The sequence below is a fragment of the Acetobacter sp. KSO5 genome (genome assembly GCF_044094635.1).
GTDB classification, from domain to species: domain Bacteria; phylum Pseudomonadota; class Alphaproteobacteria; order Acetobacterales; family Acetobacteraceae; genus Acetobacter; species Acetobacter cerevisiae.
Map to the genome: position 1 here is coordinate 1,176,747 of NZ_CP172014.1, position 13,287 is coordinate 1,190,033.

Sequence of the window (13,287 nt, forward strand, 5' to 3'; positions counted from 1 at the left end):
TTCCTCCAAGCCTTCTGTTATAACATGAAGGTGAGGGTCCGGTACATATTAAAATAGTTTTTCAAAACGGGGAGAAATGCGTTCCCCCTTACGCCGCCTTGTAGGGCTTGGAGGCATCAAGGAACACGGCGTTAGCATCCAGCTCGTGCGAGACGACGATCAGATACGCAATGGCGCGGGTCAGTTCGATACGGGTGGTGATGTTGGGTTCCATCGCTTCGATACGGCGCAGCGTATTGGTGGCGAGGCGCGCGCTCTGGGCGGTGCGGCCATATTTACCTGTAAAGCGGCTCATGCGGGCCATCACGACTTCAATCGGTCTGCGGGCTGAGCGCGGGATCTGGTTACGTTCAAGCAGGTTACGCAGGCGGATAATGTTGAGGCCGATGGTCATGGCGGCCAGTGTGCCCTGCAAACAGCCCTCAATGGTAGGAGAGGGCGTTGGGCCTGCATGGCGGATCAGCCGCGCAAAGCGGTCAATATTCCGGCCAATCCAGTTCTGGTTGAGCGGAATAGGTTCGGCAGAGGCCAGTGTGCGCAGGTCGCGCAGCAGCGTGCGGCGCATGCGCCAGCGTTCTGCCGCACTGCTGAACGGCATGACCGCCCGGAACATGATAACGGCAAACGCCACACCCAGCAGAATAGCGGCGGTGGTGTTGAACCAGGCAATTTCGTTTTCACGTCCCTGATTGAACGGGTGAACGAAGTTGGGCAGCAGCAGGGTATAGGCGGCGGCGTGCAGGGCCGTGCCAGCATTCCGGCTGGCCAGCCCGCCTGCAATCATGGGCAGGGCGAGGGAGGCGACCAGCATCTCGTAATTTTCCTGCGTGGGCAGCACCACAAACACAAGAAAGAAGGAAACGAGGGCCGCCCAGAGGCTCCCCACCATGAACTGCGTGGTGGCCACAACCGGATTTTCACGGGTGGCGAACAGGCCGCAGACAATGGCGACAAAGGTGATAAAGCCAAGGCCTGCGGACCATGCGGTGACTTCCCACACCAGACCCGCACTGGTAATGGCGACCGCCGCACGGATGCCGTTATACATGGCCTCGCGCTTGTCCACATGGGACTGGAGGCGGAAGTGGAAGTGATCTCCGCGGATAAAGTGCTGGCTGGCGTCATATTCCCGAATGGCCTGTTCCAGCTCACCCAGCAATTCATCCAGCGCGTTGTGCAGAATACGGCCATCCAGCAGCGCCTGAATTTCCGGATTATCCTGTACGCGGACCTGCTGCATGCTGATTTCGGTCGTCAGCGCATCCACAATCTGCTGCCGACATTCCCCTCGGATCAGGCGCAGGTTTTCCAGCAAATGCTGGACGGTATCGTCAGTTTCCAGCTGGGGCGGCAGGGCGTTGAGAAAAGCGCTGACTCTGGCCGCTGTGGCGCGGAAAACCGGCTGGTCTGTCTCCACATATTGCAGCCGGACGGCCATGCCCAGACCGCGGGAAAGCAGCACGGAAACAGCGGCGAGGGCAGCGCGGGCGTGGTCGCCCTCATGCCCGTGGGGGCCCATTTCCACTTCGGAAAATTCAATCTGGTCATTGATGGACAAAATGGGGCCGAACATGGCGCGGGAGCGCACAAGGGCTTCATCATCCCCGGAGAGCAGGCTGGAGACGGAGCCGGAGACATTCCCGAGCGCTGTGCGCAGCTTGTCACGGATGTTCCGGCGGGCTGTGGCGGCCAGATTATGGGCGAACAGCCCCGCCAGCACGCTCTCACACGTAATGCCCAGCACAATGTACGTGGCGCGGGACATGGCTGTCATGAACACGTTGGCGGGGTTGGGAATGGCCCCAATGGCAATGATGGCGCAGGTGTACCCGGCCAGAACCAGCGCGTAAGAGCGGAAGTTACGGACCAGCGTTGCCATCGTACAGCAAAGCCCTACCCAGATCCCCAGAGCCGGGAAGAACAGCCAGGCCTGCTGGATAAAGGCGGAAATCAGCGTGATGGACATCACCACGCCAATGGCGGTGCCGACCAGTCGCCATTTCGCTTTGGAAATACTTTCCCCGCGGGAGCCCTGCGCCACAATCCAGACGGTCATGGCGGCCCATTGCGGGTCATCCAGTTCCATCCACAGCGCAATGATCAGGGCGATCAGCGCCGCGGCGGTGGTGCGCACGGCAAAGCCGAGTGCGGGAAGGGATGGGGCAAACAGCCATCGCAGCCGGCCACTCTGCTGCTCGCCGGGGCGGCGCAGCGGGCGCAGATGGCGCAAGGGGCCGATGCGGTCGAGAAGGAAGACGGGGAGACTGGGCAAAGGTGCTACTTTTTCGGCTGCGGCTGTTTGAAGCGTTTCAGACTTTCAAAGTAGCCCGATTCCCTGAATTTTCCTTGAGGTGTCAGACGCATATCAGCTATCGGTCCATCTCAGTGGGGTGCCGGGATGATAAGAAAGGCAGTTATTGATCTCGCACATGACTGCTATTTGGTCCATGATCATCTTAACTGATGCCCGCCTGGAACAGTGTAAGACTTACACACAGGCTTAATGGAAAAGCAGAGAGGCTTTACATGTCCGATTTCATTCAGAACCTTGTTGGAAAAGTGGAAGGCGCACTTGGCGTCAGTCTTCAGGGGGAAATGCAGCAGCAGCTCCAGAAACTGCTCCAGCCTGATACGCTCCAGAGTATTCTGACGCAGGCTGATCAGGCCGGTCTGGGTGATAAGGTTCGGTCATGGATCAGCCAGGGTTCCAATGTGCCTGCAACGGCTGATGAAATCCGCGATATTCTGGGCAGCAGCACCGTGCATGATCTGGTGCAGCGCACCGGCCTGCCGGCTGATGCCGTTCTGACCACGCTGGCGCACTTCCTGCCGCAGGCCGTGGATAAAAAGACGCCGGAAGGCACGCTGCCGGCTCCGACCGAGGCAACAAAAGAAGCCTGAGGCTTTTACCTGCCCCCGGCCACTCCATGCGCCGGGGGTGGGGCTTTGCCACTGAGATGGCAAACTTGCACGATTGAAAGGTGCATCAAGCCAGACAATCCGTTATGATGCCCGCATGAACCTTGGTGAGCGCATCACACGTGTTGATAGCTGGCTGCTGGATGACCTCTGTCAGCCTCTTGCAGACAGGCTGCCCGAGCGCATGCCTGCGCTGGAAGTTGGCATGAGCTGCCAGCTTGGCTCTCTCCTGTTTTCTGCCGTGTCCATTATCGCCGTGTTCGTCATTGGCGGGATGGAAGACATCACCAACATGATGTTCAACGTGCTGGTCTGGGGCCTGTGCGTGACGTTCTTTATCGGCCTGAACCGCATGCGTGTTCTGGTGCAGCCCGGCAGGCCCAACCCGTTGCGCTATATGCTGGTGGGGGTGCGGCTGGTGTCCATCCCGTTTACGGCCTACGTGCTGTATCAGGCGTACGATGCACCTGCGCCGTTCCAGCTCCCCATGTGGTTTAACGCCCTCTCCAACCTCGTGTTTGTGGTGGGGCTGTATTTCATTTCCTGCCAGCCCCGGCCGCCGCAACGCCGCGCGCGGGAAGATATCTGGGCGCGGACCCCGCTGCAGGAAGCCGGGAACAGCTGATCAGAATACCGCGTTCACGGCAAACTGCGGGGCGACTTTAACCCCGGTATTATGCCCGGCGTAATAAACAGCAGCCCCTGCAATCACGCCCCAGCGTGGGTTCCAGTTATATTCAACCGCCGGTGCAATCTGCCAGTCCGTTGAGGCTGCGCTGATCTTGTTTACGCGCGTGCCCGCAGCGGTCCAGCCTTTCAGGTGCGATCCGTTGGCCCAGTCCCGCGCCAGATCCATTGCCAGAACCCAGCGCTGGTTAATGCCGTATTCCAGAGAAAACCCGGTCTGGCCGCTCATGCCTGGACGCCCCGTGCCATGAAAACCCGCTGAGGTGCCATAAGTGGTCATGTCGTGCAGGCGTGCGCTGGTTAAAGCATGCCGCCACCAGTTCCAGACACGCAGGCGGAGGGCATGGTTGCCGGGCAGGGTGTAGGTGGATTGCTCGGTAACGGCCACGCGGAAGACGTAGGCACCGGTCCCCGTGCCATCCTGTGTGCTGCGCAGGCGGGAATAGGCCCCCGTTGGCATGACGACACCGGCAAATAGGTTGAGGTCCGGGATAAAGCGTTTGGGGTCCGGGTGGAGAAACCGCCAGATGAAATCGACCGGGAAATCCCCAAATTGCGGGCCATGCGAATGGCCAGCGGTGTGCTTCCACCCATAACTGATGACCGTATGGGTCTGAATGCTGATGTCATCCGTAATGCCGTATTTCCACAAGGTGGAATTACTAAAGGTCTGCTGCCTTGGGTGGAGCGGGTGACTGGTGCCGTTTGATGCAAACGTGCCGACCGGCTGGCTGTAGGTATAATAAGGCTCGATCCCCAGATCCCCCGCATGAGACTTTGCGCCCGATGGTGAGACCAGAGAGCCGGTATACCACTGTGCAGCATGCGCCGGGCGGGAGGAGAGGCTTGCAAGGCATGATCCGACCAGCACCGCACACAAAGACCGGGAGCAGGGAGGGAACGATAGTCTGACCATAACCGTTAAAAACGCCTTATTTTTTTTCTCCTGGGCCGCAGAAGGCCAGCAAATGTGTTTAAGATCAAGAACAGGCGGAAGTTTTAACGAAAGATTTTATGGCTCTTATTGAAAGAGTCTGAGTTTTCTGCGGGTCTTGTGGAAATTTTATTTCGTTACACTTGGATATCGAAACTTTATTGTTACGATATTTTATCTATTTCATGGAGTCTGCTTTGTGGGGAAGAATTCATGATTTGAGCGCGGTCTGGTCTTCAAATATTGCCGCCAGTAGCGTAGAAACCGGCACAATAGTGATAAAAAATTAGAACAGGGAACAACGCGATGGCCATTGGGACGCAGCCGGTCAACACCAGACGGCGGACTTATGCCATTCTGATAGCCCTTGTTCTGGGTGTGATGAGCGGGCTTTTCATTCACACGCTCTCACCCGCTGTCATTCATTTTGCCGAACAGGCAGCAACCCTGATGACGGGGATTTTCCTGCGGCTGATCAAGATGGTCATCGCCCCACTGGTTTTTGCCACGCTGGTGAGCGGGATTGGCAAGCTGGGTGATGACAGTCAGGTTTTCCGTATCGGCGGCAAAATCCTGCTGTGGTTCATCAGCATGTCTTTTATCTCGCTGCTTATCGGGCTTCTGGCCGGGAATATCTTCCAGCCGGGTGCCGGGTTTGAGCCTCCGGCCGTGGAAGATCTGGCCAGCCTGAAGCACCCGTTCCTGCCGGTTGATTTCCTGCTGCATATCGTGCCGACCAGCGTTCTCGATGCCATGTCCCGCAATGACATTCTTCAGATTGTGGTGTTCTCCGTGCTGTTTGGTCTGGCCCTACCTGCTGCGGGTAAGGCTGGAAAGACCATGCTGGGATGGACGGAAGAACTGGGTCACATCATGCTGCGGATGACCGACATGGTCATGCTGCTCGCCCCCATGGCCGTTTTCGGCTCCGTTATGGGCAGTATTGCGCATAGTGGCGGCGGGATGCTGATCCAGTACAGCCGCTTTCTGGTTGAGTTCTACAGCACTATTCTGGTGCTCTGGGTTGTGCTGACCACACTGGCGTTTCTGGTGCTTGGTCCCCGGATTAAAGACCTGATCCGGGAGCTTATTCAGCCGCTTATTCTGGGTTACGCGACGGCCAGTAGTGAATCCGTCTACCCGCTGCTGCTGGAAAAGCTGGAAAACTTTGGCGTGCCGACCCGCATCAGCGGCTTTGTGCTGCCGCTGGGCTACAGCTTCAATCTGGACGGCTCCATCCTGTTCCAGAGTTTTGGCGCGCTCTTTATCGCGCAGGTGTATGACATCCACCTGTCCGCCATGCAGCAGTTCACCATGGTGCTGGTCATGATGCTGAGCAGCAAGGGCATTGCCGGTGTGCCGCGCGCGTCCATTGTCACACTGGTGGCCGTGCTGCCGCAGTTTGGCCTGCCGGAAGCCGGGATTACCCTGATCCTCGGCATCGACCACTTCCTCGACATGGCCCGCACCGCCACCAACGTGCTGGGCAACGGCTACGCCGCCGCCATTTCCGCCAAGTGGGAAGGTGTGCTGTCTGACGGGCCGACGGAGGATCGGCTGTGACAGACGACCCGGAGGGGAGTGGCTTCATGACGATCACAACAGAACGGCTGCGGTTGCGGGAATGGACTGATGAGGATCGGTCGCCATTTGCAGATATGTCCGCTGATCCTGATGTCATGGAGTTCATGATGCCTCTCCCCCGTGACAAGGCATTTGGTCCGTGGGTTGATGATCAGATCGCTCACATGCAGCAGCATGGCTTCTGTTTTTGGGCTGTTGAACGTAAGGAAGACGCCGCATTCATCGGGACCGTGGGCCTGCGCAGGGTGGGGTATGATGCCTCCTTTACCCCGGCAGTCGAACTCGGGTGGCGGATTGCGCGCCCGTTCTGGGGGCAGGGCTACGCGCCGGAAGCTGCAAAGGCCTGTTTGCAGTTTGGGTTTGAAACGCTGAATTTACCTGAAATTCTTGCCATCACCGTGCCAGCTAACCTTAAATCACGACGGGTGATGGCAAAGCTTGGTATGACGCATAATCCCAACGAAAATTTCGATCATCCCTATGTTCCGGAGGGACACCGTCTTCGTGGTCACGTTCTTTATCGGCTCCGTCGTGAGCAATGGGACAACGAGGCACATTGCTCCTAATCATGACACTGAGCAGGTAGGGGGGCTGACGTCCCGACGGAGGGCAGGTTGTAAGAGGCTATGTCACCTGCTGTCCTATAAGGTCGGAGCGGATAACCTGTTTCTTTCCTGTAGAAACAGGCCTCCGCTCTCTTTCTAAAGCCAGGGGAGTGGTTGCGGATTGAGGCTCAGGATTTCCAGCGCCTTGCGATTGGATGTTCCCGTCAGGTTGTTTTGATAATAAATGCTTTCCTCGCCCATCAGGCGAAGAGCCTCCTGCTCATTCATGTGGGGTGGAGGCGCAGATCCAATCCAGCGGGCATAGGCTGGCAACCACGCAGACATTTTTGTCGGCTGATTATCCACGACGTTATAAACCCCGGCAGGTGCAGTTAAAGCCGCGACCGTTGCCTGTGCGGCATCGTCCACATGGATAAAGGAAAACGTGCTGCTTCCTTTACCAATCAGCGAAATCTCGCCTTGTGCAAGATGGTGGCTGAATGCGCCATCCGGCCAGTACCATGTGCCCGGACCATAAAAGAAACCGTAGCGTAACCCGATACCGTCCATAGACGGTGCGCTCAGCACTCGCCTTTCCAGCTGCGCATACATGCGGGCACTTTGCCCAATCGTGCCGGGGGCGTTGAGCCGCAACGGAGAGGCCTCAGTGGCTAGCCCATCGCCGCCATCCAGATAGAAACCGGATAATTGCTGGATATAGCGCTGCACCCCGAAGGTGCTGGCTGCCGCAAACAGATTGCCGCCGCCTTCCAGACGTAATGTGCAATCGGCAGGAATGCGCTTTGCTAAGTCGAAAGGGCTGGCGGGAAGCGAGGTCAGCTGGTCGATCACTACGTCTGGCCGGAGACGCTCCATCAGATCAAAAACACTGCTCCGATCCAGCGCATTGCCTTGCAGTGGGTGCGCGCCGAGCGTTTCGATCGCTTTCAGACTCTCCGGGCGATGAGCCAGTCCCCACACGTCATGCCCCGCATCCCGCAGGCGCGTTATAAGCGGACGGCCGAGCGCTCCGCTGGCTCCGGCAACAAGAATTTTCATGGTGCGGTCTCCTTTGGCTTAATGCGCGGGAAAGACGAAGGGCGCTGCTTTATCCTTGACGAAGAATGCAAGGAAACGGGCAGGCTGCGTCTGGCTGGCATTACGCCCAACGAGATGAACGTCATCCGGCCCTTCAAAGAAGCTCTGCCCTTCTTTCAGAGTAACGGGTGCGCCTCCCGCGACCTGCATGGTGACGCTCCCTTTCAGGACATAGACAAACACGGAGGCATTATGTCTGTGGATGGGGTCTGAACCACCGGGTGGGTAATCGACTGTCAGCATGGCTCCTTCCTTGCCGGGAATGCCTTGCAGGTCATGCGTCATCAGAGGTGTGACTTTGGTCTCTGCGTGAAGAGGTGCAGCAAATAAACCTGCCGTTATGGCCGCGAGAATGGCAAATTTGCGCATACTCAATACTCCTTTTGAGAAGACGGGTTCAGGGTGTGTCAGACCGTCTGCGTTGTCTGACTTTGCTGGTGCGGCGGGTTTGAATACGCTCGTCAAACCATGAGTGCGCCTCTCCGAAGAAAGGAGGGGGAGCTTTGTCCCGCACTGATTGCGCCAGATCCGCCAGTGAGGTCTGTGCCAGTTCCCGCCGCATGGCCTGTTCCGCCCGCAGCATGACGGCATGAATTCCGCAAACACCCTGCGTTGCCCATTGGGGTGGGTGTTGGCCGAAGAGAACGCAGCGGCCTCTGATTTCCTGACAGTTAAACAGGCTTTTTTCGCCTTCAACAGCATCCACAACGGTGAGCACGCTGATCTCGCTGGCTGGTCTGGCCAGCGTGTACCCACCTTTCATCCCTTCGGATGCGGCGAGAAGGCCAGCCTTTTCAAGCCGGGGCAGGAGCTTGGCGACGAATGCCGCAGGGATGTTCTGAAGCTCCGCGAGGTCAAGACTGCTGACAGGTTCAGGATTGTCCACCAGCCAAAGCAGGCTGTGCAGGACATATTCGGTGCTTGCGCCGTAAAGTGACATACGCGGACCATATAAGTCCGCGTTTAGATTCGCAAGATTTTAAACCCGACTGAACCGTCGTTCAGATGGTCTTGTTCATATTGATGCCAGTTACGCGAAACCCACTGGCTTCATAGACATGCTGAGCGCGTGTATTGTCCGCCGCCACACGAAGCTTGATGTGTTTGAACCCTTGTTGGCTCAGGTTTTCTTCCAGAGTTTTTAAAGCTTGCTTTCCATAACCCTGACCCTGCTGGTCAGGGAGAATGTGGAAATCATAAATATAGACTGATTGATTATTTTGGTCGGGGCGATACCAAATATACCCGATGATTTCGCCAGATTTTATAATGCACAGAAGGGTTTCGCTTTCTGTGAGCGCGCCTTGAGGAAAGCTGGTTTCTATAGTTTCGTGTGCCTGCTTGAGAGAGTCTGAAAGAGATAAGCCGTAATTTTCTGATATCTCATGAGCATAATCGGATACAAAATAGTCAGTGTAACGAGAAAATTCGTTTTCCTGCATTGGTCTGAATGAAATCATAAAAGCTTTTCTACCTTTTGAATTCCGGTATTGATTTTGATTTGAAATATTGGAGGTCTGTCTCAATACAGAACTCAAATAAGTATTGGAGACTCTTTTGGCGTGGGCGCAATATTTGGTTAAAAGGCTGTTGGCACTATGGAAGTATAGTGCCAACAGCCTGCTTTCTGGTGAACTTTTCGGTTTAAAAGCTGCTCACGGATTATCCTGCTCATGCTCGCCCTCAGCAATGCGGGCCTGAATGGCGCCGCGCCAGGGGGCGTCTTTGGGGGCGGCGTCCAGCGCTTTGCGGAACAGGTCGAGTGCCTGCGGGGTGACGTGGCTTGCTGCGCGGGTCAGGGCCTCCCCGGTGCGGGCGGCAACTTCTGCGTCAAAGCCGAGGGAGAGGGCGTGGTTCCACGCTTCGGCGGCTTCCGCATAATGCTCGCGGGTCGCTTCGGCCTGCCCAAGCAGCAGGTAGCCCTGCCGCAGGTTGGGGTCGCCTGCGGGGATCATGGCCAGCGTGGCTTTCAGGCGCTGGACCACGGCATCACCGCGCGTGTTTTGCTCATGTTGCGCTACCAGACGCGGCCCGAGCGGCTGCGCGGGCAGGGAGGGCACGCCATTGGTCAGATACAGCCCAACTGCTGCGAGGGGGATCAGCCCCAGTGCGCTCCATACGGCGACTGGCGGAATGGCATCGTCCGCGTGTGTTGGGGCGGTGTCGGCCACCAGAATGCGGCGCTGGATTTCCAGCCGGGCAATGTCATGCTCCGCCGGGGCAATCAGGCCGATATCCAGATCACGATCAATTTCAGAAAGCTGGGCTTCATGCAGCGAGAGTGCCGCACTCCGTTCATCCCGGACCTGCCGGGTGCGTCGCCATAGGGGGAGGACCGCCGGAGCCAGAGCCAGACAGCTTAACAGCACAATGGAAAGCCAGATCATGCGCTCAGTCCTTCGTCAGGTCGGCCAGACGGGCCTTTTCTTCCGCTGTCAGCGGCGGGGGGGCAGCGGGGGCCGCATTGCGGCGGCGATAGGCGAAAAATGCAGTGGTCAGGCCCAGCAGCAGGGCCAGAACCGGCATGCTCCATAGCAGCAGTGTGCCGATGGAAAGCGGCGGACTGAGGCGAATGAAGTTGCCGTAGCGGTTCACCATCCAGTCCATGATCTGGCGGTTGCTCTCACCCTTGGCAACGTGTTCCCGCACCACGCGGCGCAGGTCCCGCGCCAGCCCGGCGCTGCTGTCCTCAATGGATTCATTCTGGCAGACCAGACAGCGGAGTTGAGAGCCAATGGCCTCGGCCCGTGCTTCTTCCTGCGGGTTGGGCAGCATTTCGGCAGGGTCATCCACGGCCAGAACCAGAACCGGGGCCAGCAGCAGGGCGCAGCCCAGAAACAGGGCGGACAGACGGCGCAGCATCATGATTTTTTCAGGCTTTCCAGCAGGGGCACCAGCGTGCCGCGGATGGTGTCCACATCCAGCGGGGCGGCGCTGTGCCAGCGGATAATGCCGCCGGGGCCGATCAGGAAGGTTTCCGGCACCCCGGAAATACCCCAGTCGATCCCCACACGGCCATCGCGGTCACTGCCCAGACGGGTGAACGGGTTGCCGGAATGCTTCAGGAACCCGGCTGCGTTTTCCGGGCGGTCCTTATAGGCAATGCCCCACATCGTCAGGTCATCCTTCAGGCCCATCAGGGTTGGCATTTCTGCAAGGCAGGGGATGCACCATGAGGCAAAGAAGTTGACCAGAACCGGCTGGGTGAGCGCGCGCAGGTCCTGCGCGCTGAAGCCCTGACCCGGCGCCTGATCCGGCACACTGAAATCAGGCACCGGGCGGTTGAGCACCGGCGCGTTGATATCATGCGGGTTGAAGGAGCCGTGCTGCATGCCGGAGAGCATCTTCCAGAAGCCAACACCAACAATCGCGGCTCCGGCCAGAGGGGCGGCCATCAGCAGCCGCCGGCGCGTCATGTTTTCAGGAAGGTTGCTCATGCTGCCGTCACCGTATTGGGGGAAGTTTTGGCACGGCGCGGTGCACCCACGCGCATGCGCCGGTCGGAAAGGGAAAGCACGCCGCCAATGGCCATAATCAGCGCACCCAGCCACATCCACGGGGCCAGTGGGTTGTAATGCAGGCGCAGTACGTAGGTGGGGGCGGCGTCCGTGCCGTGTTTGTCCCCCAGCACGCCATACAGGTCAGCCAGCAGATTGGTGTGGATGGAGACTTCCGTCGTTGTCTGGTTCTGGCTGTTAAAGCTGCGTTTGGACGGATGCATGATGGTGACAATCTTGCCGTTATGCCGCACCTCAAGGGTTGCAACCATAGCGGAATAGTTCGGCCCCGGTTCCTGCGTCACGTTGGTCAGCGTCCAGTCATAACCGGCCAGATGCTCGGTGGTGCCAACCGGCACTTCCACAATTTTGTGCTGGGCCTGAGACATGGCGGCCAGCCCCAGAATGGTCACGCCCACACCCGCATGGGCAATGGCCGTGCCAAAAATGGAGCGGGGCAGCATGCGGGCACGCTGGAGACTGCCGGAGAGCGGCATGCGGAACAGGCGCATACGCTCCGTGATATCGAGCACGGAGGCCGCAATGACCCACACCGCCAGCGCGCTGCACAGGATAGGCAGAATGCCGGACATGCCGAAGGTAAACACTGCAAACGCGACACCAGCCAGCAGAGCGGCAATCCACAGCCGTTGCAGCACCGGCCAGAGCTGGGCGCGCTTCCACGGCAACATGGGGCCAAAGCCCATGAAGATGAACAGCGGGATGGCCAGCGGAATGGTCGTGGCATCAAAGAATGGCTTGCCGACGGAAATGGTGCGGTCAAACAGCAGAGACATGAAGGGCGGATACATGGTGCCGGTCAGCACCACGGCGCATAGGGAGCACAACAGGATGTTGTTGAGCACCAGCGCACCCTCACGCGAGATGGGGGCGAACAGGCCACCCGCCGTCAGGGTAGGAGCGCGATAGGCAAACAGCGCAAGAGAGCCACCGATCACCACCGCCAGCAGGCCGAGAATGAAGATGCCGCGGGCCGGGTCATTCGCGAACGCATGCACGGAGTTCAGAATGCCGGAGCGGACGAGGAACGTGCCGGAGAGCGAGAACGAGAACGTGGCAATGGCCAGCAACACCGTCCAGATTTTCAGGCTTTCACGCTTTTCCACCACAATGGCGGAATGGATCAGCGCCGTGCCGGTCAGCCAGGGGATGAGGGAGGCGTTTTCTACCGGGTCCCAGAACCAGTAACCGCCCCAGCCCAGTACGTAATAGGACCACCATGACCCCAGCGCGATGCCGCAGGTGAGGAAGCACCATGCCGCCACCGCCCACGGGCGCACCCAGCGGCCCCATGCGGCATCCACTCGGCCTTCAATCAGGGCCGCAATAGCGAAGGCAAACGGCACCGCAAACCCGACATAGCCGGTGTAGAGAATGGGCGGATGGAAGGCGAGGCCCGGGTCCTGCAACAGCGGGTTCATGCCCTGCCCATCCATCGGGGCGGGCCAGACGCGGGCGAACGGGTCTGACGTGGTCAGACAGAACAGTTCAAACCCGGCAGCCACGGCCCCCAGAACAGCAATCACCCGTGCCCGCAGAGCAGACGGCAGGTTACGCCCGAAGGCGGCCACGGCAGCGCCGCAGATCCCGAGGATAAGCGCCCAGAGTAGAATGGAGCCTTCATGATTGCCCCACACACCGGTGATTTTATACAGCAGCGGTTTGGAGACCGCGCTGTTGGCCGCAATGTTCTGGACCGAGAAATCATCCGTAACGGCGGCGTACACCAGACAGAGGAAGGCCATCAGCAAGGCCAGAAGCTGCCCTACGGCCAGCCCCGGCGCGAGCATCATCACCCGTCTGTCGCGTCGTTGCGCACCGATAAGAGGCAGAATGCCCTGCGCGGCGGCAAGGATGCAGGCAAGGGCCAGCGCATAATGTCCGAGTTCAGGGCTCAGCATGTCAGAGGGATGTCTCCGGGTGGCGGGCTGTCAGAACAGCGTAAAAGAGGCTGGCAGGGAAAGAGACCTGCCAGACAGAGGCAAAAGACGCAAAAGGGGAT

General features: G+C 58.6%; 14 protein-coding genes. 4 read left to right on the top strand and 10 right to left on the bottom strand.

Annotation, left to right across the window (positions count from 1 at the left end; all coding sequences use genetic code 11):
• Positions 1–88 precede the first annotated feature (88 nt).
• Positions 89–2,272, bottom strand: a complete 2,184-nt coding sequence (locus ACHQGU_RS05345) for an FUSC family protein (protein ID WP_215753479.1) — start codon at positions 2,270–2,272, stop codon at positions 89–91.
• A 254-nt stretch (positions 2,273–2,526) separates the two neighbouring features.
• Between ACHQGU_RS05345 and ACHQGU_RS05350 the strand changes: the two genes are divergently transcribed.
• Both ACHQGU_RS05350 and ACHQGU_RS05355 read left to right on the top strand, forming a co-directional pair.
• The gene (locus ACHQGU_RS05350; RefSeq protein WP_395496103.1) at positions 2,527–2,901 is read left to right on the top strand and encodes a YidB family protein; all 375 of its coding nucleotides are present in this window, start codon (positions 2,527–2,529) and stop codon (positions 2,899–2,901) included.
• 115 nt (positions 2,902–3,016) lie between these two features.
• Positions 3,017–3,544: a hypothetical protein gene (locus ACHQGU_RS05355; protein ID WP_062140857.1), complete on the top strand. Its 528-nt coding sequence runs from the start codon at positions 3,017–3,019 to the stop codon at positions 3,542–3,544.
• Here the strand turns inward: ACHQGU_RS05355 and ACHQGU_RS05360 are convergent, their stop codons facing one another.
• The gene (locus ACHQGU_RS05360; RefSeq protein ID WP_231874727.1) at positions 3,545–4,522 is read right to left on the bottom strand and encodes a hypothetical protein; all 978 of its coding nucleotides are present in this window, start codon (positions 4,520–4,522) and stop codon (positions 3,545–3,547) included. It abuts the gene before it with no gap.
• A gap of 324 nt (positions 4,523–4,846) precedes the next feature.
• On the opposite strand from ACHQGU_RS05360, the gene ACHQGU_RS05365 reads away from it, so the two are divergent.
• Both ACHQGU_RS05365 and ACHQGU_RS05370 read left to right on the top strand, forming a co-directional pair.
• A complete protein-coding gene (locus tag ACHQGU_RS05365) occupies positions 4,847–6,103 on the top strand; it encodes a dicarboxylate/amino acid:cation symporter (RefSeq protein WP_043552179.1) in 1,257 nt (418 codons plus the stop codon).
• On the top strand, positions 6,100–6,690 hold the full coding sequence (locus ACHQGU_RS05370) for a GNAT family N-acetyltransferase (protein ID WP_231558295.1): 591 nt from the start codon (positions 6,100–6,102) through the stop codon (positions 6,688–6,690). The genes ACHQGU_RS05365 and ACHQGU_RS05370 overlap by 4 nt, the downstream gene beginning before the upstream one ends.
• Before the next feature lie 135 nt (positions 6,691–6,825).
• Here ACHQGU_RS05370 and ACHQGU_RS05375 read toward each other — a convergent pair whose 3' ends face one another.
• From ACHQGU_RS05375 to ACHQGU_RS05410, 8 genes are all read right to left on the bottom strand, one after another.
• A complete protein-coding gene (locus ACHQGU_RS05375; protein ID WP_281701066.1) occupies positions 6,826–7,728 on the bottom strand; it encodes an NAD(P)-dependent oxidoreductase in 903 nt (300 codons plus the stop codon).
• Positions 7,729–7,746: 18 nt separating this feature from the next.
• Positions 7,747–8,136, bottom strand: a complete 390-nt coding sequence (locus ACHQGU_RS05380; RefSeq protein WP_281701067.1) for a cupin domain-containing protein — start codon at positions 8,134–8,136, stop codon at positions 7,747–7,749.
• A 28-nt stretch (positions 8,137–8,164) separates the two neighbouring features.
• Positions 8,165–8,707: an RrF2 family transcriptional regulator gene (locus ACHQGU_RS05385; protein ID WP_395496104.1), complete on the bottom strand. Its 543-nt coding sequence runs from the start codon at positions 8,705–8,707 to the stop codon at positions 8,165–8,167.
• 61 nt (positions 8,708–8,768) lie between these two features.
• Complete coding sequence (locus ACHQGU_RS05390) at positions 8,769–9,227, bottom strand: N-acetyltransferase (protein WP_062249838.1); 459 nt, start codon at positions 9,225–9,227, stop codon at positions 8,769–8,771.
• A 195-nt stretch (positions 9,228–9,422) separates the two neighbouring features.
• Positions 9,423–10,154, bottom strand: coding sequence for a c-type cytochrome biogenesis protein CcmI (gene ccmI / locus ACHQGU_RS05395; RefSeq protein WP_395496105.1), 732 nt, complete (start codon positions 10,152–10,154; stop codon positions 9,423–9,425).
• Positions 10,155–10,158: 4 nt separating this feature from the next.
• A complete protein-coding gene (locus tag ACHQGU_RS05400) occupies positions 10,159–10,635 on the bottom strand; it encodes a cytochrome c-type biogenesis protein (RefSeq protein ID WP_197463903.1) in 477 nt (158 codons plus the stop codon).
• A complete protein-coding gene (locus tag ACHQGU_RS05405) occupies positions 10,629–11,204 on the bottom strand; it encodes a DsbE family thiol:disulfide interchange protein (protein ID WP_395496106.1) in 576 nt (191 codons plus the stop codon). The genes ACHQGU_RS05400 and ACHQGU_RS05405 overlap by 7 nt, the downstream gene beginning before the upstream one ends.
• Complete coding sequence (locus tag ACHQGU_RS05410) at positions 11,201–13,186, bottom strand: heme lyase CcmF/NrfE family subunit (RefSeq protein ID WP_395496107.1); 1,986 nt, start codon at positions 13,184–13,186, stop codon at positions 11,201–11,203. The genes ACHQGU_RS05405 and ACHQGU_RS05410 overlap by 4 nt, the downstream gene beginning before the upstream one ends.
• Positions 13,187–13,287: the final 101 nt, after the last annotated feature.